Consider the following 21,016-nt stretch of genomic DNA (forward strand, 5'->3'; position numbering starts at 1 on the left):
GCCAGTGCCCTAGACTGCAGGGCATGACTGATCCGCTCGCACACTCCGGCCTTGTGGTCGTGGACAAACCCGCCGGGATGACCTCCCACGACGTCGTTGGAAAACTCCGCCGCTACTTTCATACCCGCAAGGTAGGGCACGCGGGCACGCTCGATCCCATGGCTACCGGCGTGCTCGTGGTGGGCCTGGAGCGCGGCACCAAATTCTTGGCGCACATGGTGGCCTCCACCAAGGCCTATGATGCGACGATCCGCTTAGGCTGTGCCACGCACACCGACGACGCCGAGGGCGAGCGCACGTGGGGCGAGAACGCAGCCGCGCTTGACGACGCCTCCATTGCCCACGAAATCACCCAACTCACCGGGGATATCATGCAGCGCCCGGCTGCGGTGTCCGCCATCAAGATCGACGGCAAGCGCGCGCACGAGCGGGTGCGCGCCGGCGAGGAGGTGGAGATTCCCGCGCGCCCGGTCACCGTGAGCCGCTTCGATGTCCACGAGATTCGCCGCACGGGCGAGTTCGTGGATCTGGACGTGTCAGTGGCGTGTTCTTCCGGCACCTACATCCGCTCCCTCGCGCGCGATCTGGGCGAGGCCCTAGGCGTCGGCGGGCACCTCACGGCGCTGCGCCGCACCGAGGTGGGGCCCTTCACGCTGGACGACGCCCTCCCCCTCGCCTCCCTCGAGGACTCCCCCTCCCTGTCCCTGAGCTTGGACGAAGCACTCGCGCGCAGCTACCCGGTGCTCAACGTCACCGCGGAGGAAGCGCAGGCACTGGCCATGGGCAAGTGGTTGGAGCCGCGCGGGCTGAAGGGAATCCACGCCGCTGTCGATCCGGATGGGCGCTCCATCGCGCTGATCAAGGAGAAGGGCAAGCGCCTGGCCACGGTATTCGTGGCGCGGCCGTCGACTCTCTAACTCCGAAAGTCGAGCGCTGGCACCGCGGCCGACACGATGACGTAGCCCTCTCGGATTACCCACCGGCCGGTGATAAACGGCACCGGCGTGGGACGGGCCAAAATGTAGGAGATGAGGGATCCGTCCAGGCGCAGATCAATTTCCGCCTGGTCGAAGTCGAGCCAGCGGTGCGTCATGGGGAACCACGTCTTATACGTGGCCTCCTTGGCGCAAAACAGCAACCGGTCCGGGCACGTAATACCCGCTTGCTGCAGCCTTCCCAGCTGCGGCATCTCCCCCGCCCGGGCGATCATGGTGAGCACGTGCTCCGGCAGCGGCTCCGCCGGTTCGGCATCCAAACCCATCGAGCGCACCTGGCTCACCGGTGCCGCGACCGCCGCGCGCAAGCCCTCGGTATGCGTCATCGAGCCGGTATACCCTTCCGGCCACAGGGGCATGCCGCGCTCACCGCGCAGGATAGGTTCGCTGCCGGTATAGCCCAGCTCCTTAAGGGCGCGGTGGGCGCACCAGCGGGCATCGCCGAACTCGGACTTGCGGATATCCACCGCCTGGGACACCACGGAGCGCTCTTCCGGGGCGAGGTGGTGGTAATTGACAAGATCGGTATAGGAGTCAGTGGTGCGCACATAGCAAAAGCGCGCGGACTCCGGAAACAGGCTGGGCTCAAGCATGTGCGGCCCTCCCTGTCTGCTCATCGAGGGTCAGCACCGGGTACGGCCATTGCTGGACGCCGCCGTGGGCCTGCCACTCGCGGGGGTAGCCCAGTGAGACCTCGACGTGGTCCACCCCGTCGATGTTGGCACGGTTCGGCATGTGCAGGTGTCCATAAATGACTGCCTGCGCGTTGTAGCGCCGAGGCCACGACCGCGTGTGGCGGGTCCCGCACCACAGGGCCACCTCGGGCCAGCGCATGTAGAGCGTCGGTTCCTGCACCAGCGGCCAGTGGTTGATCAGGACCGTCTCCCCCTCCACGCGGGAGAGCCGCTTGATGGAATAGGCCAGCCGGTCCCAGCACCACGCACGCACATCAACAAAAGGCGCAATTGCGAACTGGTCCGTCATGACAATCTGCTTCTGCTGCGCATTGGCCAGCGCCTGCTCCGCGGTCGTTCCGGGCGGGCGGAAGCTGTAATCGTAGAGGGTAAACAGCGGAACGATGGTCACGCCGCCAAATACCGGAAATGGATCTTCCGGGGTCACAACACCGATTTCGCGGCAGCCCGCCACGAGGCGGTCGTACTTATCACGCCCCTTGTAGCGGTCTTGGCCACGGGAAAACAGCTCGTGGTTGCCGGGCACCCAGATGACCGTGGCGTAGCGGTTCTTCAACCGCGCCAGGGTGTTAAGTACCAAGTCGATGCGTTCGGCCACGTCGCCGGCCACGATCAGCCAATCGGTGGGGTCTTCCGGGACGAGTTCGTCGATGCGGGCGGCGTTGACTCGCACCGCCGCGTGCAGGTCAGAGACGGCCCACAGCGTGGTCATGGCGCCTCCTTCTTGACTGCATGTCCTCTACTTCTACCACAGGGCTCGGCCGAAACCCGTGACCTCAGACCCTAGCCCACCGCATGGAGTAGAAGCGCCACACCACACCGAGCATGCGGATGAGGATGAAGGCGGCGATGCCACCCCATACCCCGGCCAGACCTGCGTCGAGGGCGTAGGCCAGCCACACTCCCGGCAGGAAGCCGAGGAGCACCGCTCCCAGGGTCAGGGTGCGCAGGAACGCTGCGTCGCCCGCGCCGAGCAGCACTCCGTCGAGCGCGAACAGCACGCCACCAATGACCACGAGGAAGGTCATCACCCACCACGGGCCGGCAATGACGTGGAGGACCTCCGGGCTGGTAGTGAAGATGTGCGGGATGAACTGCGAGCCGAGGGCCAGCACGGCCGCTAGCGACACGGAGAAGCACGTGGAGTACAAGGTCACCTTGGTACCCACCGTGCGGGCGTAGCGAGCAGAACCTGCTCCCAGCGCCGCTCCGGTGAGCGCCTGGGCGGCAATGGCCAGCGAGTCGAGCACGAGGGACAGGAAGTTCCACATCTGCATCATGATCTGGTGCGCTGCCAGCTGCGCCGTGCCAATGCGGGAGGCCACGGCAGCCGCCGACAGGAACGCCACCTGGAAGCTCAGCGAGCGCACGATGAGGTCCCGGCCAAGAACTAACTGGCGGCGCACGACGTCCCACTTCACTGCCCAGGACCCGGTATGTTCGCGGCGCAACTCCATGAGGAAGAAGCACGCGATGATCCCCATGCCCAGGACCGTGGCGATGGCAGATCCCGCCAGTCCCCACAAGTGCACGAAGATGGGCACCGCGATGGCGCCGGGAATCATTCCAGCCAGGGTGAAGTACAAAGGCTTGCGGGTGTTTTGCACTCCTCTCATCCAGCCGTTGCCGGCCATCTCAATGAGCGTGAGCGGGATGGCGAAGGCCGCGATGCGCAGCCACAAAGCAGTACCCCGGGCAGTGTCCGGGTTGCCGGTGAGCCACGTGGCGAAGGTTCCAGCGAAGAGCCACATGATGGTGGCCAGCAGCAGGCCGACGCCCACCGCGACCCACGTGGCTTGGACGCCTTCGGCCACGGCCTCCTCGCGCTTGCCCGCACCGTAAAGCCGCGAGGCGCGGGCCGTGGTGCCATAAGACAAGAAGGTCAGCTGAGTCGTCACCACCGAGTGCAGCGTAGCCGCCGCGCCCAAGGACGCTAGCTCGCCGGCGCCAAGGCGGCCCACCACGGCAGTGTCGAGCAGCAGGTACAGCGGCATGGCCGCGAGCACGCCAAGGGCTGGAATTGCGAGGCGAAAGACCTCACCCGCGGTGACCTTAACGGGGTGCTCTCCAACGGGTTGGTCCGCAGTCATTTAGGACAGTGCACCTACCAATTGTGCGGTAACGTCCTCCGGGGTGCCGTGGGCGGTATAGCCGGCGGCTGGGACGTGGCCGCCGCCACCGAAGGTCAGCGCCACCTCGGCGCAATTGACCTCGGAGGAACGCAGCGACACTGCCCAGACCTCGGGGGCCTGTTCCTTAAATACGACGCCGATATCCGTGCCCTTGAGCGCGCGCACGTAGTCCACGAAAGATTCGATGGCGGAATCGGCGTGCGTGCGTACTTCCTCATAAGGCACGAACAATACGGCGAGGCGGTGTTCACCGGCGTCCTCGATGGACAGCCCGGCGAGGACCCGGCCAATCATCTGGATGTCATCGGCCGAATTGGAGTCCATGAGCTCCATGGCGATCTGCTTGGTGTCGAGCCCGTACAACATGAGCCGCGCGGCGATGTCATGCATCGCGGGGCGACCCCAGCGGAAGCTGCCGGTGTCAGTGACCAGTCCGGCGTACAGGCAGTGCGCAATGACTCGGTCGATCTGCACGGACAACCTATCCAGGATATCGAGCAACACGACCGTGGTGGACTCGCAGACCGGGTCCACCACGTTGATGGAGCCGAAGCCCGGGTTAGAGGAATGATGGTCAATGCACAGCACCCGCCCTGCGGCTGCCTTGGCTTCAATGGCGTCCATGAGGGAACCCGTGCGGTCGAGCGAGCCGCAGTCCAGGGTCACGTACAAGTCGTAGCCCTGCGGCAATTCATCAACCAGTTCAATCTCATCCACGGTCGGGATGGAGAACAGATTGGAAGAAATCTCGCGGCGCTGGCCAATCACCGTGCGCGTCTGCTTACCGCGCTGGCGCAGGGCCAGGGTCAAAGCCGCGGCGGAGCCTACGGCATCGGCATCGGGCCGCAGGTGCGTAATGATGCAAATGCTACTGGCCTGGACCAGCGCATCCGCCGCTGCTTCGTAGTTCGTGCGCGACACTTAGTCCTCTTCCTTCTCCGAGGTCTTGTACGGGTTCGCCTCACCGGCCGGGGTAGCGTTTTCCTTCAGCTTCGCCAGCTCCTCGTCGCGTGCGCGAGCCCGGGCCAAAAGATCCTCCATGTGCGCGGAGGCCTCCGGAACGGTGTCCAGCTCGAAGGCCAGCGTCGGGGTAAAGCGCACCGACAACTGGTCGCCGACAATCTTGCGGAGCTGGCCTTTCGCGCGGTGCAGAGCCTCTGCAGCCTGGTCAAAGTCCGGCTCGGCGTCAATGTTCTTGCCGCGCACGGTGTAGTACACGGTGGCGTCGTGCAAGTCACCAGTGACGCGGGCATCGGTGATAGTCACCAGCTCCAAGCGGCGGTCCTTCACCTGGTGCTCGATGGCGCTGGCCACGATTGCCTGGATGCGCTTGGCCATACGCGCGGCGCGTGCGTGATCAACCATGTTGTAGCTCCTTCGTGTACTGCTCTTAACAACCACTCTAGGATACCGATCCGACACCGCCTGCCGAAACCGCCGAGAAAGTAATTCACGCTGTCGCACTCGGGCTGTCGCACTCACGCTGCCGCAAAGTAGACAAAAATGGCGAAGCCCAGCCAGGATTTCCTGGCTGGGCTTCGCCTTTATGCTTCGGCTCCGTTAAGGAGCGGAATCACGCAACTAGTCGCGCGGGACCTCGACCTCTTCGTAGGCCTGGATGATGTCGCCCACCTGGATATCCGGGTAGGACAGCACCATACCGCACTCGTAGCCGGCGTTGATCTCGTTTGCGTCGTCCTTCTCGTGGCGCAGCGACTCGATCTTCGCATCGGACGTGATGACGTTGCCGTCGCGGACAAGGCGTACCTTGCCGTTGCGCTTGACCTTGCCCTCGGTAACCATGCAGCCGGCGATGGTGCCGACGGCGGAGGACTTGAACAGCGCGCGGATCTCGGCGGCGCCGGTGTCGCGCTCCTCATAGATGGGCTTGAGCATGCCCTTGAGAGCAGCCTCCACCTCTTCGATGGCGCGGTAGATCACCGTGTAGTAGCGGATGTCCACGCCCTCAGCGTTGGCCTCCTCGGTGGCCTTACCCTCAGCGCGAACGTTGAAGGCAATAATCACGGCGTCGGAAGCCGCAGCCAGGGAGACGTTAGTCTGGGTGACCGCACCAACACCACGGTCGATGATGTTGAGCTGCACCTCGTCGTCGACCTCGATGTCCAGCAGGGCATCCTCCAGGGCCTCCACCGAACCGGCGTTGTCGCCCTTGAGAATGAGGTTGAGCGTGGAGGTCTCCTTGAGCACCGCATCCAGGTCCTCGAGGGAGACGCGCTTGCGTGCCTTGGCCTGCATCGCGGAACGCTTGCGAGCGTCGCGCTGCGCAGCAATCTGGCGCGCCACACGGTCGTCCTCGACCACCAGGAGGTTGTCGCCGGCGCCCGGGACGCCGTTGAGGCCCTGGACCTGAACCGGACGGGACGGACCGGCCTCTTCCACGTCGTTGCCGAACTCGTCGAGCATACGGCGCACACGACCGTGGGCGTCACCGACGACGATGGAGTCACCGACGCGCAGCGTACCGCGCTGAATGATGACGGTCGCCACCGGACCGCGGCCGCGGTCGAGGTGCGCCTCAATGGCAGCACCCTGCGCGTCCATGTCCGGGTTGGCGGTGAGCTCCAGAGCAGCGTCGGCAGTCAGAATGACAGCCTCCAGCAGCTCGTCGATGTTCTGGTTGTTCTTCGCAGAAATGTCCACGAACATCGTGTCGCCGCCGTACTCCTCCGGCACCAGGCCGTACTCGGTGAGCTGGCCACGGATCTTGTCCGGCTGCGCTTCGGGCTTATCAATCTTGTTGACAGCCACGACCACCGGGATGTCCGCCGCCTTGGCGTGGTTGATGGCCTCCACGGTCTGCGGCATCACGCCGTCGTCAGCAGCGACAACAAGGATGGCCAAGTCAGTGGACTTGGCACCGCGGGCACGCATGGCGGTAAACGCCTCGTGACCCGGGGTATCCAGGAACGTGATGGTGCGGTCGCCTTCCTCCAGATCCACCGTGGTCTGGTAGGCGCCGATGCCCTGGGTGATGCCACCGGCCTCACCCTCGCGCTCGTTGGTCTTACGGATGGTATCGAGCAAGCGGGTCTTACCGTGGTCGACGTGACCCATGACGGTCACGACCGGCGGGCGCTTCTCCAAGGCTTCCTCGCCGCCCTCGTCCTCGCCGAACTGCAGGTCGAAGGACTCGAGCAGCTCACGGTCCTCATCCTCCGGGGAGACGACCTGAACCTCGTAGTTAATCTCGGAGCCCAGCAGCTGCAGGGTGTCCTCGGAGACGGAGGCCGTTGCGGTCACCATCTCACCAAGGTTGAACAGTGCCTGGACCAGCGCTGCCGGATCTGCACCGATCTTCTCGGCGAAGTCAGCCAGCGAAGCACCGCGACGCAGGCGCACGACCTTGCCGCCGCCGTCAGGCAGACGTACGCCGCCTACCTCGTGCTTCTGCTGCTCCTCAAACTCATGGCGCTTCTGACGCTTCGACTTCTTACCGCGACGCGGTGCGCCACCGGGACGGCCGAACGCACCAGCGGTGCCGCCGCGACGTCCGCCACGACCACCGCGGAAGCCACCCGGGCCACGCTGACCCGGGCCGCCACGTCCGCCGCGACCGCGGCCACCGCCGCCATTGCCACCGGAGGACTTGGCCGGCATGCTGGCCGGGTTCGGGTGGGACGGCATCATTGCCGGCGACGGACGACGGCCGCCGCCCTTGTTGCCTTCACCCTGCGGGCGCTGGCCACCCCGGTTGCCATTGCGCTGGCCACCCTTGGTGCCGCCCGGACGCGGTCCGGGGCTCGGGCGATCGCTGGAGCCGCCCGTGGAGAACGGGTTATTAGCCACGCGGCGGGAGCCGCCCGGCTTCGGCATGGAACGCGGGGTCGGGCCGCTCTTCTTCTGCTGAGCACCCGGCTTCGGAGCGCCGCCCGGCTTGGGGCCAGCACCCGGCTTCGGAGCGCCGCCCGGCTTCGGGGCCGCACCTGGCTTGGGAGCGTTGCCCTGCTTCGCTGCGGCGCCCGGCTTCGGGGCGTTCGAGGGCTTCGGGGCCTCCGGCTTCGGGGCCGCGGCGCTACCCGGCTTCGGGCCCGGCTTAGCGGGCTTCTTCTCTGCGGTCTTCTTGTCAGAAGGCTTCTTGTCCGCAGGCTTGGTCGCGCCTTCGTTGCCGCCCTTGGCCTCGTAGTGCGCGCGCATCTTCTTCACCACCGGGGGTTCGATGGTGGAGGATGCCGTCTTGACGAACTCGCCCTGCTCCTTCAGCGTGGCGAGTAGTTCCTTGCTGGTTACGCCGAGCTGCTTTGCCAACTCGTGTACACGTAGCTTTCCGGGCACTTGTCTCCTCTTCAATCTTCCTAGGAGCCAAGGCCGCGGAAACGGCCTGACCCCTAGTTAATGGCTATGGACTGTCATCGCTGATGCTGCTTCATCGTTGTGCGCTCATCAGTGTTCGGTCTTCCTTTTTAACTCTGGCTCGCACGGGCGTGAGCCCGCCGATAGCACCTGCTGCTGAGCAGCCAGATACTCACGTACGTGACCTGTGTCCACGTCGGTGGACAATCGGAGCGCTCGCCGAAAGGCCTTGGTGCGCTCCGCCAGCTCTACTGCCTCCAGGTCCGGGCGAATCCACGCTCCCCTGCCGGGGAGGCGGCGGCCTGGATCTGGAACGACACGGCGGCCGGTGGGGTCGTTCCTATCGGCTACAACCCGCAATAGCTCCGTGTCGGGATACCTGCGACGCGTCGCGATGCAGGTGCGGAGGCGGTGTCCCCGAGTGTGTCCCTGAGACATCCAACTCCTTCACGCATCGCGATTCGTACCACGCCACAGCATTCCTGCATGTGGGCCGTTGGCTATTCTACGCGAAAAGAAGCTAAACCTTTAATCTGGGATCTAGCTTCTGCTCGGCTCGCCCTAGTCGCGTGCGGCGTCGGAGTGGATGTCAATCTTCCATCCGGTCAGGCGGGCAGCGAGGCGGGCGTTCTGGCCTTCCTTGCCGATGGCCAGCGAGAGCTGGTAGTCCGGCACCGTGACCTGCGCCACCTGCGCTTCGGCGTCGAGAATCTCCACACGCACGACCTTGGACGGCGCCAGGGCGTTGCCCACGTAAACGCTGGGGTCCTCATTGAAGTCGATGATGTCGATCTTCTCGCCGCCCAGCTCGCGCATGATGTTGCTGACGCGAGCGCCCTTCGGGCCGATGCAGGCGCCCTTAGCGTTGAGCCCCTTGGCGTGCCCCACGACGGCGACCTTGGAGCGGTGACCCGCCTCGCGGGCGATGGCGATGAGCTCCACGGTGCCGTCGGCCACCTCTGGGATCTCCAGTTCGAAAAGGCCGCGCACCAGCTCCGGGTGCGTGCGGGACAGGGTGATCTGCACCTTCGCGCCGTTGCGGTTAACACCCACCACGTAGGCCTTGATGCGGTCACCGTGCTCCAGCTTCTCCCCTGGGAGCTGCTCGGCCGGCAGCAGGATGGCGTCCTGCGAATCGTGCTCGGTGCCCAGCTGCACTACCACGACACCGCGCTTGTTGGCGTGGATATCGCGCTGCACCACGCCCGAGACCACCGTGCCGGTCAGCTCGGAGTAGGAATCGTAGGTGCGCTCCGCCTCGTTTTCGCGCAGCTTGCGCAGGATGGCATCACGAACGGCTTGAGCGCCGATGCGGCCAAAGTTCTCCGGAGTATCGTCGTATTCGCTGCTTACCTCGCCGGTTTCCGGGTCGCTCTCGGTAACGATGACGCTGACCGCACCGCTGTCGGCGTCGATGTCCACGCGCGACTTGGTGCCGGCGGCCTTGGTCTCGGCCGACTCGGCGCGGTAGTCCAGGTAGGAATACAAAAGGGCACCCGCGATTGCTTCGAGCAGGTCCTTGACGTGGACGCCACGCTCGCGCTCAATCGTACGAAGTGCCTCAAGATCGATATTCACTTATTAATCCTCTCGGTACACCGAGTTCTGCTCGGCGTAATCAAACGTCTGCATTGCTGCCTCACCCTCCGCTGCCGGAGGCTGAGCAAATTCAATTTCTACCACTGCACGGGTGATATTTTCCAATCGCTCGACCTGAAAACGCACCTCCTTCTTCACGGTCGTGATGAGCGCCACGGACTGCTCGTCGTCAGACAGCGCGCCGATGCGTGCGACGTGGGTGGTATCGGGGGCGTCGAGAAGCGCATAGCCCACCAGACGCCCGCGGTTGCGGCGCCAGTGACGCGGCTGGGTCAGCGGGAAGTCCACGCCGGGGGTGGACACCTCCAGGGTGTAGCCGGCACCGAAGTTGAGGTCCCCGGCCTCCTCCTTGGCGTCGAACAACGCGGAAATCTCCTGCGAGAGCTCTTCGATGAGATCGGAGCTGGGACGCTCGTCTCCGTCGATACGGATAATGACCTGTGATTTCTTACCGGCACGCGTGGTTTTCACGTCCTCGATATCGAGGCCACGCGCGGCGACCACGGGCTGAAGAATCTCGGTCAATTGCGCGGAAGTTGGGAATGCCATGCGCTCTAGCGTAGGTCAAGCAGGTAGGGTCTTTCGGGTGAACCGCCGTGTAGTTGTCCCCGCCCTGCTCCTGACCTCCCTGCCGTGGCTGAGTGGTTGCCAGGCCACCGACGCTGTGGTCGATTACTTTGGCCCCCGCGCCGACCCAGCGCTGACTAAGCTGGCGCAGTCCGCCAGCGCGGATGCCACAGCCCTCCAGGAGCTCGACGCCGATGCCGCGGCGCTGCGCTCCCAGCAGGCAGACGAGCTCTACGCGGAGATCGACCGCCTCTGCGGGCGCAACGAGGACGGCCAAGCGCCGCGCTCCTGCGCGGTGGACCGTGACGTCCCGGCCCGAGACGTACCCAGTGAGGACGCGGCGCACGCAGTACATGCAGTGCTTGACGACGCCGCCGTGGCCACCGAAGACCAGCTCAACCACGTCTCCTCCGAGTCCCGGGCGCTGGTCACCGCCCAGGCCATCGCGCTGGAGGCCTGGACCGGCGACGACGCCGCGGAAGCCCCCGAGCTGACCAAGCCGGAGATCGACCAGGCCACCGACCTTCTGGAGTGGGAATACGAGCAGGTCTACGGCTTGGATTTCGCCCGCTCCTACGCCGCCCCCGACCAGGAGGCGGACATTGATGAGCGCCTCGACGTCCACGAACGGCGCATCCTGCAGCTGCAGAAGCGCCTCGAGGAGCAGGGGCCTGTGCCCCAGCCGGCCGCGGCGTACTCGCCCACCGCGGGCGAACTGCCCGGAGATGCCGACTCTGCCCGAGCCTTCGTGGATGCCCTCGCCCACAACGACACACTGAAGTGGACGGACGCCGCAGCACAGGCTGCCGGCACCGCGGGCAGCGATAGCGACGCGGAGGCCACCAACGCCTGGCGGCGCTGGCTCATCGAGGTCGCGGCGCAGTCGCACCGCTTCCATACGGCCTAGTTCGCGCTCACTGGGCTATTTCGCTGGGCTATTTCGTGCCGCGCTGCCGACCGCGGAAGATCGACCAGGCAAAGGCCAGGGCCGGGATCTGTAGCGGAAGGCGCAGCGCGTGGTAGATCTTCTTCCCCGTCGGCGCCGTGCCACCAGCAAGCTCCTTGCGTGCATGGTAGAAGTTCGCCGGCCACACGGCCGCGAGCAACGCGAAGGCGGACAGCCCGCCCCACTCCTGGGTGCGGCGGTTAGCCAGCAGCGCGCCCGTGGCGATCTCCCACGCGCCGGAGACGAAGTTGTAGAGGCGTGCCGGCCCCGGCAGCTCCGGCGGGATGATGGACTCGAAGGGCTGTGGCTTGGCAAAGTGCAACACGCCCATAGCGGTCAGTGCCGCTGCCATACCTCGTACTGCCTTAGTCATGGATAAGCTCCTGCAGGGTGTCAACGATTCTGATCCGCGGGTACCTCGCGGGTTTCGCCGCCGCGGATGCGCAGCTCGATAATCCCGTCGGCGAAGGAGCGGCCCAGGATGGCGATGAACGGCATGCCCAGCAGCTCCGCGTCCTTGAACTTCACGCCCGGGGAGACCTTCGGACGGTCGTCGAAGAGCACCTCCACGCCGGCGCGGTCGAGGTCTTCCACCAGCTTCTTGCCCGCCTCCATGGCTGCGGCGTCCTTGTTCGCCACGGCCACGTGCACCTGATACGGCGCGACGGCGACCGGCCAGTTGAGGCCCTTGTCGTCGTGGCGCTGCTCCGCCAAGACGGCGAGCATGCGGGTGACACCGATGCCGTAGGAGCCCATGGTGGGCACGGCACGCTTGCCGTTCTCATCCAAGATCTGAACGTCGAAGGCCTCGGTGTACTTGCGCCCCAGCTGGAAGATGTGGCCCAGCTCGATGCCGCGCTCCAGGGTCAGGGTGCCCTGGCCGTTCGGGGCCGGGTCGCCTTCCTTGACCTCGGCGGCTTCGATGAACTCGTCCACGGTGAAGTCGCGGCCGGCAACGCAGCCCACGACGTGGCGGTTCGCGGCGTCCGCGCCAGTAATCCAGGAAGTACCGGAGACCACCCGCGGGTCGGCGTAGACCTTGACCTCGTTCGCGTTGAGAGCGCGCGGGCCCACGTAGCCCTTGACCAAGAAGGAGTTCTTCTTAAAGTCGGCCTCGCCAGCGAGCTCGAACTCCGCCGGCTCCAGAGAGGCCTCGAGGCGCTTCTCATCCAGCTCACGGTCGCCCGGGATGAGAACTGCGGCCAGCTCCCACTCTCGGTCTTCTTCGGTGGCGGCGGGCTGGGCCACCTTCATCATCATGCACTTGAGAGTATCGGCAGCGGTGACCGCGCGGCCCGCGACAGTAATGCCCTCTCCATTGGCCCACTCCACGAGGGACTCGATGGTGGGTGCATCCGGGGTGTCATACTCCTGCGCCTCCGGCTGGCCCTCCAGCGGGATCTCCGCCGGCGCCTGGGTAACGACAGCTTCCACGTTGGCGGCATAGTCGCCCTCGGTGGCGCGGACGAAGGTGTCCTCGCCCACCTCGGAGACGGCGAGGAACTCCTCGGAGGCGGAGCCACCCATGGCACCGGAGGTGGCCTTGCAGATGGCGTAGTCGATCTCCAGGCGGTTGAAGATGTTCTGGTAGGCCTTGCGGTGGCGCGCGTAGGACTGGTCCAGGCCCTCATCTGACATGTCGAAGGAGTAGGAATCCTTCATGGTGAACTCGCGGCCGCGCAGCACGCCGGCGCGCGGGCGCTCCTCGTCGCGGTACTTCGTCTGGATCTGGTACAGCGTGACCGGGAAGTCCTTGTAGGAGGAGTACATGTCCTTGACCGCAGTGGCGAACATCTCCTCGTGCGTCGGTCCCAGGAGCATGTCGGTACCCTTGCGGTCCTTAAGGCGGAACAGGTTGTCGCCGTACTCGGTCCAGCGGTTCGAGGTCTCATAAGGCTCGCGCGGCAGCAGCGCCGGGAAGAGCATTTCCTGGCCGCCGATGGCGTTCATCTCTTCCCGGATCACGTCCTCGATCTTGCGCATCGCGCGCAGGCCCAGCGGCAGCCACGTGTAGACGCCCGGCGCGGCGCGGCGGACGTAACCTGCACGGACAAGAAGCTTGTGGCTAGGAACTTCGGCATCTGCCGGATCCTCGCGAAGGGTGCGGAGGAAAAGCTCAGATAGACGTGTAATCATGGTTGCTCAGTCTACATCGCTAGCATGTAGCCATGCTCATCATCCTCCCACCTTCTGAGACCAAAGCCCACGGCGGAAGCGGCGCACCCCTGGACTGGGATGCACTGTCCTTTCCTGAGTTGAATCCTGTACGCCGCGAGATTGCCGCTGAGCTGGCGGCTCTCGACGTCGACGAGGCACTTAAGGTCCTCAAGATCTCGGAAAAGCTTCGCGGGGAGGCAGAGTCCAACCGCGCGCTGGAGACTTCTCCGACGATGCCGGCCCTCGAACGATTTACGGGCGTGCTCTACGACGCCCTCGATGCCCCCACTCTTGATGCGGACGCCCGCGAGTTCCTGGCGGTGGGCGATGCACTGTTCGGGCTCGTGCGCGCGGACGACCTCATCCCCCACTACCGCCTCTCCGGCGGCACCAAGCTGGGCGGGCGCACGTTGAAGTCACGCTGGGGCAGTGCCATTAGCGACGAGTTGCGTGCGCTTTCGAGCGAGCAGCTCATCATCGACATGCGCTCCGGCACCTATCAGCAGCTGGGCAAGCTCAAGGAGGCGGCGACGGTCCGCGTGGAGTCCGTGCAGGAGGATGGCTCCCGCAAGGTGGTCTCTCACTTCAACAAGCACTACAAGGGCGAACTAGCACGCGTACTGGCTCTTCAGGGCGAGAGCGTCTCCTCCCTCGAGGACGCCGCCCACATAGCCCAGGAAGCTGGCATGAATACCGAAATGCGCGGCAGCGAACTGGTACTCGTGATCTGATTTATCTATTTATCAATTTATCTACGCCCGCCGATTTATCTATTTATCAATTTATCTGACTGCTCTATACTTTCAGCATGACTGGAAACCCTTTTCGCCCAACCTTTGGCGCCAGTCCACTTAAGTGGGCTGGCCGCAGTGCGGTCCTCAATGACTTCACGGTTGGGCTCGACGGAGGAGTTGGCAACCCTAACCGCGCAATGCTTATTAGCGGTCACCGTGGGATGGGCAAAACAGTCTTGTTGACTGAGCTCGAGGACCTCGCAGCCCAACAAGGTTGGGCTGTTATTCGAGTCAGTGGCCGGAGCAATTCAGTCACCCAGCTCATCGACTCCATCATTCCAGAAAAGATCAACCAGCTGTCTTCTCCATCAACCCGTCGAATCAAGGACATACGCATTGCGGGCCTCGGCGGCATTGGCACTGAGGAAATCGGTACGCCACCAGTCCCAACACTGGAATCACGCTTACGCGAGCTCTCCGAGCATCTCCGAGACAGCGGAATTCTTCTTACTATCGATGAGATCCAGGACGCCGATCCTCATGACCTTGAGAGCATCGCAGTCGCATTCCAGCATCTTGTTCGCGATGAACTCGACGTTGCCATTGTGATGGCAGGGCTTACTGCCGGTGTTGACAAGCTCCTGCACCTGCCTGGAACAACGTTTTTGCGTCGTGCCCGCAGATTTCACCTAGGACCTGTTAACCCGCAAGCTACCACCAGTGCTTTCAAAGATACGGCAGCATTAACATCTATTGCCTTCAACGACGAAGCCGCACACGGCGCTACTGAAGCTAGCCACGGCTATCCCTTCCTCATCCAGCTCATCGGATACTTGGCCTGGAACGCCGCGTCACAAGCCAGTGAAACGACCATTACCTCAACAACCGTCAACGCTGTTCTTGGTGAAGCAATCACGACAATGGGAACCCAAGTGCATGATCCTGCGGTACGCGCACTCAGCCAACGCCAACTTGAGTACCTACACGCTCTGGCGAACATAGCTGATGAGGCGGGGACGGCCACCTCTGGCGCTATTGCTCACGAACTCAAGACAACGACGACGTCTCTCAGTGAGGTGCGCGCACGTTTGCTAGAGCAGGGGCTTATCGACGCCCCACGGCACGGCACAGTTGCTCTCGCCCTTCCGTACCTCCGCAATTATCTTCACGCAGGCGGCGAACAAACCTACGTGGACTAACCATGAACGACTACACCAGCGGGTTATAGCGCAAACTATTGCGCTTGAGCTCGCACTCGGTGGCAATCGCGATGCCGGAAGCGATCTTGCCGCGCTCGCGCAGGCGGAACATGGCGTCCACAATGCGGTCCCGCAGCCCCCACGGGGAGATGGTGTTGATGTAGACCTTCGTGCCGCCCTCGAAGCCGGCCAGGGTGGACACGCGCAGCTTAATCATCACCCGCCACGGCTGGGGCAGGTCCATGCTGGGAGGCCGGTGGTGCCATTCCTCGTTGCACGCCACGTCGGGTCCCACGGCAGCATGCGCGGCGTGGATGAGATCCGACATTCCGCGCACCTCCCCCGGGGTTTGCTCCCAGGGTTCGCAGCGTTGGGACTTGGAATAGATCTCCAGCGTGGGATAGCGGTGGCCAAAGCCCGCGAAGAGCACGGCGTAGTCATTTTCCGCTATGACGAGGTTGCGCTGTGCGGCGTAGCCGACCGCCCAGTCGTTGTACATGTTGGGGTGCGCGCGCAGAATGCCGTTTTCCTGGTGCGCGGCCATGCCCAACGCATCGATGGCCACCAGCTGCTTGTGCAGGTGATCGAAGGACGCACCGGCCGGCGCCAGCCAGTTCTGGAACACCGACACATAGGCCGCGTAGCGGTTGCGCTGGTAGAGCTCCCGGGTGGATTCCGCGGTAAAAGAGGTCAGCAGGAAATGCTCGTCGGGGCTCAACGTGCCGGAGGACGCCAGCTGACTATCGTCGGTCGCGCCATCAACGAAGTGCCGCGCGCCGATGATGACGTCGTGTCCGCCGCCGAAGAAGCCGTCGGCTAAGGCGAGCAGAGAAACGTCGTCAAGCTCCGCGTCCTTGCCCGCGGCCTTCAGCTTGGTGCGCACAACGTTGAGGACGTGCTCGCGCCCGGCCGGATCGGCCTCGTAGCGCTCCTTGAACTGGGCCAGCTCAGAGTCCATGGTAAAGCCGTAGTTATCGTGCCAGTAGTCATAGGAGACGATCTCAAAGAGGTTGGGCACGCGGCGGAAGGCCGGCTCAGAGTTGTCCAGCTCGTGTGGCAGGAGCCCGCGCTGAATCTCCCCGGAATTCACAATGCGGGACTTCTCCGGTGGGGTGTCCAGCATTCTTCCTGAACAGAAAGCGCAGGTGTGCGTCGGCGCGTCCGCGGTCAGCGGCTGCGGGTCCTTCCCCGGGCGCGCCAGCGGGCGGTTGCCCCGGCCCGGCACTGTCCAGACCTCGGTCCCGGAGAACGGGTTGACCTGCTTGACGGTGCCATCCGCCATGGTCTGGATAGGTTCGACGCGGCTAAAGAGTGCTTCGCTCATGGTGCCCACAGTAGACCGCACGAGCCCGCAGTGCCCCCGCAGTGTCGCAGCGATGTCGCCGCATGCTACTAGAATGGGGCGCCATGCAGCACCAATTCTTCGAAGTAGATGTCTTTGCCACCGGCCCTTTTAGCGGCAATCCGTTGGCCGTGGTGGCGGACGCCGATGGCTTAAGCGCCGAGGAGATGCAGCGCATCGCGAACTGGACCAACTTTTCGGAGACCACGTTCCTGTGCTCTCCTACCGAGCCGGGCGCGGACTACCGCGTGCGTATTTTCACCCCGCACGAAGAGTTTCCCTTTGCCGGGCACCCGACGCTGGGTACGGCGCGGGTCTTTGCGGAGCTCAGCGGTGCGACTGGCTCCGTGGTGCAGGAGTGCGGCGTGGGGTTGGTGACCGTGCGGCAGGAGGAGGGGCGCTTCGCGTTTGCCACCCCGCCCTTGGTGCGCTCCGAGGCCTTCACGGAGAAAGAGCTGAGCGAGGCAGCTGCGGTGCTCGGAATCTCCGCCGAGGACGTCGTGGACTCGGGATGGGTGGATAACGGCCCGGGGTGGCGGCTGGTGCAGCTGGACTCCGCTGCGGCCGTCCGCGCGCTGGACCCCACGCCCACCCCCGGCGTGAAGGTCGGCGTGGTGGGGCTCAGCGGCGGCGATTCCCCCGCGTACGAGGTGCGCGCCATCACCGGGCAGTTCGAGGACCCCGTCACCGGCTCCTTCAACGGCGGCGCCGCACAGTTCCTGCGGGCCAAGGGCGCGGTCCCGGAGCGCTATACCGCGACCCAAGGCGGGCAGGTGGGCCGCAGCGGACTGGTGCACATCGCCGACGACGGCGAAAATATCTGGGTCGGCGGCAGGGCCCACATTCGTGTCCGCGGGACCCTCGAGGCAGGTGAAGTTCAGTGACGGCACCGTCTAGGCCCACCATCCACCACGAATGGGCCGCCCGGCTTCCCGGCATGGCGGCGTTAAGCCGCGGCGAGGAACAACCCGCCCCGCGCATCATCGCCCTCAACGAAGACTTAGCCGTGCAGTTGGGCTTCGACCCCAAGTGGCTGCGCAGCCCGGAAGGCCTCGAGTTCCTCCTCGGCCACGGCGTCGGCGGCACCGCCGACGAGAGCCCGGCCCACGCCATGGCCTACGCGGGCTTCCAGTTTGGCCAGTACAACCCCACGATGGGCGATGGCCGCGCGCTGCTCCTCGGAGAAGTCACCGGCCCCACCACGGTCCAGAACCCCACGGGATTGTGGGATCTCCACGCCAAGGGCACCGGGCTGACCCCGTACTCGCGCTACGGCTCCGACGGCCGCGGCACGCTGCGCTCCATGCTGCGTGAATACCTCTTCTCTGAGGCCATGCATGCGCTCGGCGTACCCACCACACGCTCGCTCGCGGTCATCGCCACTGGCCGGCCCATCCAGCGCCAGATCATCGAAGAAGCCGGCGTGCTGGTACGCGTGGCCTCCAGCCACATCCGCGTCGGCTCCTTCCACTTCGCGGCTCAGGCTGCCCACACCAATCAGCCCAACCTGCTGCAGGAACTGGCGGACTACACCATTGAGCGCCACTACCCCGGCGCCGACTACCGCGAGCTGTTCACCCGCGTCATGGACGCCCAGGCCGCTACCGTGGCGGGGTGGATGCAGCTGGGCTTTGTGCATGGCGTGATGAACACGGACAACACCACGCTTTCTGGGGAGACCATTGACTATGGTCCCTGCGCCTTCATGGAAAACTTCGACCTCAATACCTGCTTTAGCTCCATCGACCGGGGCGGGCGCTACCGCTTTGGCCGCCAGCCGGACATGCTGGGTTGGAGCCTAGCGCGCCTGGCAGAGTCGATGCTGCCGATTCTGGGCGATACTCCGGAGGACGGACTGGCCTGGGCACAGGAGGCCATTAATGGCTTTGGCCAGCGCTATCACCAGGCCCGCTGCGCTGAGGCAGCGCGGCGGCTGTCCCTGCCGGAGTCACTTTTGGAGGACTACGTGGCAGCGCTAAGCGCCCACAGCCCGGATCTCACGCAGGCGAACCTGGCGCTGGCAGAAGCTGCGGGCGGCGACCGCAGTCGGGCGGACGCTCTGTGGGGTGACGAGGAATTCGTCGATAAGTACTGCGCCAGCGCGCCGCGCGCCACCCACACTCCCCGCGTGGTGCCGCGCCCTCGGTTGGTGGAGGCAGCGCTTGAGGACGTCTCCTCGTTCCCCCACCTGCTCGACGCCGTCACCCACCCCTATACGCCGGCGCCCGACTACGAGCAGCCCGGAGGCACCGAGGGATACCTGACGTACTGCGGCACTTAAGGGGGGACGAAAACACAGAAAACACACCAGCGCCCCGGGGCCTCCGCAGGAAAGGGAACGGAGCCCGGGGCGTTGATGCGTCTCTATCTCTCACTGCCGCGCTCCCGGTCGGTTTCTCACGCCGACCGCCCCGCGCGGCTGGGGTTCTCTCTATCTCTCGCATGCGCTCTCTCAAACGCACAACATAAGTATGGAGTGTCGTCCTTAGGGAAGCGTTCTTTCAGACTGAACGCTTCCTGCCAGATACTGAAAGGTTCCTGTCAGGAAGGGTCCTCTCAGGCCTACTGAGCGTCGAGCTTGAGGGTCTTCTGGGTGTACTCCCACATCTCGGCGTAGAGCTTCTTGTCTTTGGAGAGCTTGGTGCCGTAGGACGGGATCATCTCCTGGATCTTGTCGCCCCACTGGATCATGTGCTCGCCGAAGCAACGCTCCAGCAGCTCCACCATGACGGCCGGGGTAATGGACGCGCCCGGGGATGCGCCGAGCAGACCGGCGATGCTGCCCTCCGGGTTGTTGATCAGGGTGGTGCCGAACTCGAGGGAACCGAACTGCGGGGCACCCGCCGGCTTGATCACCTGGACGCGCTGGCCTGCCACGACAGTCTCCCAGTCGGCCGGATTCTGCGTTCGGGACGTACTCCTTGAGGGTCTCGACGCGCTTGTCGAAGTCCTTGAGCACCTCGGAGACCAGGTACTTGGTCAGGCCGAACTCCTGCGCGGCAACGCCCAGGTAGGAGGTGAGGTTGCCCGGGCGGATGGACTTAAACAGGTCCAGGTAGGAGCCCTTCTTCAGGAACTTCGGGGACCAGCCACCGTACGGACCAAAGAGCAGGCCTTCCTCGCCGTCGATGACGCGGGTATCCAGGTGCGGCACGGACATCGGCGGGGCGCCGACGGCAGCCTTGCCGTAAACCTTGGCGTGGTGGCGCTTGACCAGCTCCGGGTTCTTGGCGCGCAGCCACAGGCCGGAGACCGGGAAGCCCGCGAAACCGGAGACCTCGCGCACGCCTGCCTTGCGCAGCAGGTCGAGCGCGTAGCCGCCCGCACCGACGAAGACGAACTTGGCGTGCACGGCGGTGTAGTCACCGGTGTGCAGGTTCTTGGCCACCACGCGCCACTTGGGGCCGTCGCGCTTGATGTCCACGACCTCGTGTCCATAGCGGATCTCGGTGCCGGATGCCTTGGCCGCGGTGAGGAACTGCTTGGTGAGTGCACCGAAGTTGACGTCAGTACCGGCATCGGTCCAGGAGATGGCGACCTTCTGGGAGGAGAAGTCACGGCCCTCAGACATGAGCGGCAGCTTCTCCTGGAAGGTGGCGTCATCATCGCTGAACTGCATGTTCGGGAACATGTGGTTGTCCTTCAGCGCATCGAAGCGACGCTTGAGGTAATCCACCTGGATGGTGCCCTGCGCGAAGGAGACGTGCGGCACCGGGTTGATGAAGGCGCGCGGGTCCGTCAGGATGCCGTTGTTGAGCTGGTGGGACCAGAACTGGCGGGAGACCTGGAACTTCTCATTGATGTTCATTGCCTTGGAGACATCAATGCGGCCGTTCTTTTCCGGGGTGTAGTTCAGCTCGCACAGTGCGGAGTGACCGGTACCAGCGTTGTTCCACGGGGAGGAGGATTCCAATGCCGGGCCATCGAGACGCTCGAAGACCATCTGCGTCCAGCTGGGTTCGAGCTCACGCAGCATAGCGCCCAGGGTGGCGCTCATGATGCCGGCACCGATGAGGGCAACCTCGACCTCGTCTACTACTTGTGCTGTCTTCTTGTCGGAGGACACTGTATTTATTACCTCTTTGAATCGATATCTTCGATGTGGTCTTTTGCCCCCTCACACTGCAGACAGTGCGGGGTGCGATGCGGTGCGCTCGGCAGTTCTGCAGGGGCCAGAAGCTACAGAACCATCAAGCATTAACTCCCCACTTTACGCCCCCACATGTGAAATAGGCGTTTCTAGTGAAATAAATGCCCGTTTTTGAATCCACTACCCCTATGTGGTGTAGAACATAACCGCGCGATACATCGCGGCCGGCCACTAAATATACTTTCACGT

At 64.4% G+C, this 21,016-nt stretch carries 18 protein-coding genes and 1 pseudogene; 6 read left to right on the top strand and 13 right to left on the bottom strand.

What is annotated here, in order from left to right; genetic code table 11:
- The first annotated feature begins 23 nt into the window (after positions 1-23).
- Positions 24-917, top strand: a complete 894-nt coding sequence (gene truB, locus ACKFR8_RS04030; protein ID WP_408930634.1) for a tRNA pseudouridine(55) synthase TruB — start codon at positions 24-26, stop codon at positions 915-917.
- Here the strand turns inward: truB and ACKFR8_RS04035 are convergent.
- The 9 genes from ACKFR8_RS04035 to rimP all read right to left on the bottom strand — a co-directional run bounded on the left by ACKFR8_RS04035 (position 914) and on the right by rimP (position 10,281).
- Positions 914-1,588 (bottom strand): 4'-phosphopantetheinyl transferase family protein, encoded by a 675-nt coding sequence (locus tag ACKFR8_RS04035; protein ID WP_408930635.1) that lies wholly within the window; start codon positions 1,586-1,588, stop codon positions 914-916. The two genes, truB and ACKFR8_RS04035, sit on opposite strands and share 4 nt — an antisense overlap.
- Positions 1,581-2,402 carry a metallophosphoesterase family protein gene (locus ACKFR8_RS04040; protein WP_306506792.1) on the bottom strand — a complete coding sequence of 274 codons (822 nt, stop codon included), beginning with the start codon at positions 2,400-2,402 and terminating at the stop codon, positions 1,581-1,583. The genes ACKFR8_RS04035 and ACKFR8_RS04040 overlap by 8 nt, the downstream gene beginning before the upstream one ends.
- A gap of 64 nt (positions 2,403-2,466) precedes the next feature.
- Positions 2,467-3,780 (bottom strand): MATE family efflux transporter, encoded by a 1,314-nt coding sequence (locus tag ACKFR8_RS04045; protein WP_306506791.1) that lies wholly within the window; start codon positions 3,778-3,780, stop codon positions 2,467-2,469.
- A complete protein-coding gene (locus tag ACKFR8_RS04050; RefSeq protein ID WP_306506790.1) occupies positions 3,781-4,743 on the bottom strand; it encodes a DHH family phosphoesterase in 963 nt (320 codons plus the stop codon).
- A complete protein-coding gene (gene rbfA / locus ACKFR8_RS04055; protein ID WP_306506789.1) occupies positions 4,744-5,187 on the bottom strand; it encodes a 30S ribosome-binding factor RbfA in 444 nt (147 codons plus the stop codon).
- Between the two features lie 216 nt (positions 5,188-5,403).
- Positions 5,404-8,115 (bottom strand): translation initiation factor IF-2, encoded by a 2,712-nt coding sequence (gene infB, locus ACKFR8_RS04060; protein ID WP_408930636.1) that lies wholly within the window; start codon positions 8,113-8,115, stop codon positions 5,404-5,406.
- A gap of 108 nt (positions 8,116-8,223) precedes the next feature.
- The gene (locus ACKFR8_RS04065; protein ID WP_408930637.1) at positions 8,224-8,571 is read right to left on the bottom strand and encodes a YlxR family protein; all 348 of its coding nucleotides are present in this window, start codon (positions 8,569-8,571) and stop codon (positions 8,224-8,226) included.
- Positions 8,572-8,694: 123 nt separating this feature from the next.
- Entirely contained in the window at positions 8,695-9,711 is a 1,017-nt protein-coding gene (gene nusA / locus ACKFR8_RS04070; RefSeq protein WP_296130789.1) for a transcription termination factor NusA, read from the bottom strand.
- 3 nt (positions 9,712-9,714) lie between these two features.
- Positions 9,715-10,281, bottom strand: a complete 567-nt coding sequence (gene rimP / locus ACKFR8_RS04075) for a ribosome maturation factor RimP (protein ID WP_306506787.1) — start codon at positions 10,279-10,281, stop codon at positions 9,715-9,717.
- 37 nt (positions 10,282-10,318) lie between these two features.
- Between rimP and ACKFR8_RS04080 the strand changes: the two genes are divergently transcribed.
- Positions 10,319-11,206 carry a hypothetical protein gene (locus tag ACKFR8_RS04080; protein ID WP_296130784.1) on the top strand — a complete coding sequence of 296 codons (888 nt, stop codon included), beginning with the start codon at positions 10,319-10,321 and terminating at the stop codon, positions 11,204-11,206.
- A 28-nt stretch (positions 11,207-11,234) separates the two neighbouring features.
- Here the strand turns inward: ACKFR8_RS04080 and ACKFR8_RS04085 are convergent, their stop codons facing one another.
- Complete coding sequence (locus ACKFR8_RS04085; RefSeq protein ID WP_306506786.1) at positions 11,235-11,618, bottom strand: DoxX family protein; 384 nt, start codon at positions 11,616-11,618, stop codon at positions 11,235-11,237.
- Positions 11,619-11,638: 20 nt separating this feature from the next.
- Positions 11,639-13,381 carry a proline--tRNA ligase gene (locus ACKFR8_RS04090; protein ID WP_408930638.1) on the bottom strand — a complete coding sequence of 581 codons (1,743 nt, stop codon included), beginning with the start codon at positions 13,379-13,381 and terminating at the stop codon, positions 11,639-11,641.
- Positions 13,382-13,413: 32 nt separating this feature from the next.
- On the opposite strand from ACKFR8_RS04090, the gene yaaA reads away from it, so the two are divergent.
- Together yaaA and ACKFR8_RS04100 are read left to right on the top strand one after the other, a co-directional pair.
- Complete coding sequence (yaaA, locus tag ACKFR8_RS04095; RefSeq protein ID WP_306506784.1) at positions 13,414-14,133, top strand: peroxide stress protein YaaA; 720 nt, start codon at positions 13,414-13,416, stop codon at positions 14,131-14,133.
- Positions 14,134-14,210: 77 nt separating this feature from the next.
- Positions 14,211-15,335 carry an ATP-binding protein gene (locus ACKFR8_RS04100; RefSeq protein WP_306506783.1) on the top strand — a complete coding sequence of 375 codons (1,125 nt, stop codon included), beginning with the start codon at positions 14,211-14,213 and terminating at the stop codon, positions 15,333-15,335.
- Between the two features lie 10 nt (positions 15,336-15,345).
- Here ACKFR8_RS04100 and ACKFR8_RS04105 read toward each other — a convergent pair whose 3' ends face one another.
- Positions 15,346-16,659 carry a DUF4921 family protein gene (locus ACKFR8_RS04105; protein ID WP_408930639.1) on the bottom strand — a complete coding sequence of 438 codons (1,314 nt, stop codon included), beginning with the start codon at positions 16,657-16,659 and terminating at the stop codon, positions 15,346-15,348.
- An 83-nt stretch (positions 16,660-16,742) separates the two neighbouring features.
- On the opposite strand from ACKFR8_RS04105, the gene ACKFR8_RS04110 reads away from it, so the two are divergent.
- On the top strand, positions 16,743-17,561 hold the full coding sequence (locus ACKFR8_RS04110; protein WP_408930640.1) for a PhzF family phenazine biosynthesis protein: 819 nt from the start codon (positions 16,743-16,745) through the stop codon (positions 17,559-17,561).
- 53 nt (positions 17,562-17,614) lie between these two features.
- Positions 17,615-18,958, top strand: coding sequence for a protein adenylyltransferase SelO family protein (locus ACKFR8_RS04115; protein ID WP_408930983.1), 1,344 nt, complete (start codon positions 17,615-17,617; stop codon positions 18,956-18,958).
- A gap of 281 nt (positions 18,959-19,239) precedes the next feature.
- Here ACKFR8_RS04115 and mqo read toward each other — a convergent pair.
- Positions 19,240-20,743: pseudogene (gene mqo, locus ACKFR8_RS04120) on the bottom strand (malate dehydrogenase (quinone)).
- Positions 20,744-21,016: the final 273 nt, after the last annotated feature.

Origin of the sequence: Corynebacterium axilliensis (assembly GCF_046097495.1) — a bacterium.
Lineage (GTDB): Bacteria > Actinomycetota > Actinomycetes > Mycobacteriales > Mycobacteriaceae > Corynebacterium.

What these genes read in the sequence shown, in the direction of transcription:
- ACKFR8_RS04090 (WP_408930638.1), bottom strand. Translation starts at nt 13,381, where the DNA reads ATGATTACACGTCTATCTGAGCTTTTCCTCCGCACCCTTCGCGAGGAT.
- yaaA (WP_306506784.1), top strand. Translation starts at nt 13,414, where the DNA reads ATGCTCATCATCCTCCCACCTTCTGAGACCAAAGCCCACGGCGGAAGC.
- ACKFR8_RS04105 (WP_408930639.1), bottom strand. Translation starts at nt 16,659, where the DNA reads ATGAGCGAAGCACTCTTTAGCCGCGTCGAACCTATCCAGACCATGGCG.
- ACKFR8_RS04100 (WP_306506783.1), top strand. Translation starts at nt 14,211, where the DNA reads ATGACTGGAAACCCTTTTCGCCCAACCTTTGGCGCCAGTCCACTTAAG.
- truB (WP_408930634.1), top strand. Translation starts at nt 24, where the DNA reads ATGACTGATCCGCTCGCACACTCCGGCCTTGTGGTCGTGGACAAACCC.
- ACKFR8_RS04085 (WP_306506786.1), bottom strand. Translation starts at nt 11,618, where the DNA reads ATGACTAAGGCAGTACGAGGTATGGCAGCGGCACTGACCGCTATGGGC.
- rimP (WP_306506787.1), bottom strand. Translation starts at nt 10,281, where the DNA reads ATGGCATTCCCAACTTCCGCGCAATTGACCGAGATTCTTCAGCCCGTG.
- ACKFR8_RS04065 (WP_408930637.1), bottom strand. Translation starts at nt 8,571, where the DNA reads ATGTCTCAGGGACACACTCGGGGACACCGCCTCCGCACCTGCATCGCG.
- ACKFR8_RS04110 (WP_408930640.1), top strand. Translation starts at nt 16,743, where the DNA reads ATGCAGCACCAATTCTTCGAAGTAGATGTCTTTGCCACCGGCCCTTTT.
- ACKFR8_RS04045 (WP_306506791.1), bottom strand. Translation starts at nt 3,780, where the DNA reads ATGACTGCGGACCAACCCGTTGGAGAGCACCCCGTTAAGGTCACCGCG.
- ACKFR8_RS04035 (WP_408930635.1), bottom strand. Translation starts at nt 1,588, where the DNA reads ATGCTTGAGCCCAGCCTGTTTCCGGAGTCCGCGCGCTTTTGCTATGTG.
- ACKFR8_RS04040 (WP_306506792.1), bottom strand. Translation starts at nt 2,402, where the DNA reads ATGACCACGCTGTGGGCCGTCTCTGACCTGCACGCGGCGGTGCGAGTC.
- rbfA (WP_306506789.1), bottom strand. Translation starts at nt 5,187, where the DNA reads ATGGTTGATCACGCACGCGCCGCGCGTATGGCCAAGCGCATCCAGGCA.
- ACKFR8_RS04115 (WP_408930983.1), top strand. Translation starts at nt 17,615, where the DNA reads ATGGCGGCGTTAAGCCGCGGCGAGGAACAACCCGCCCCGCGCATCATC.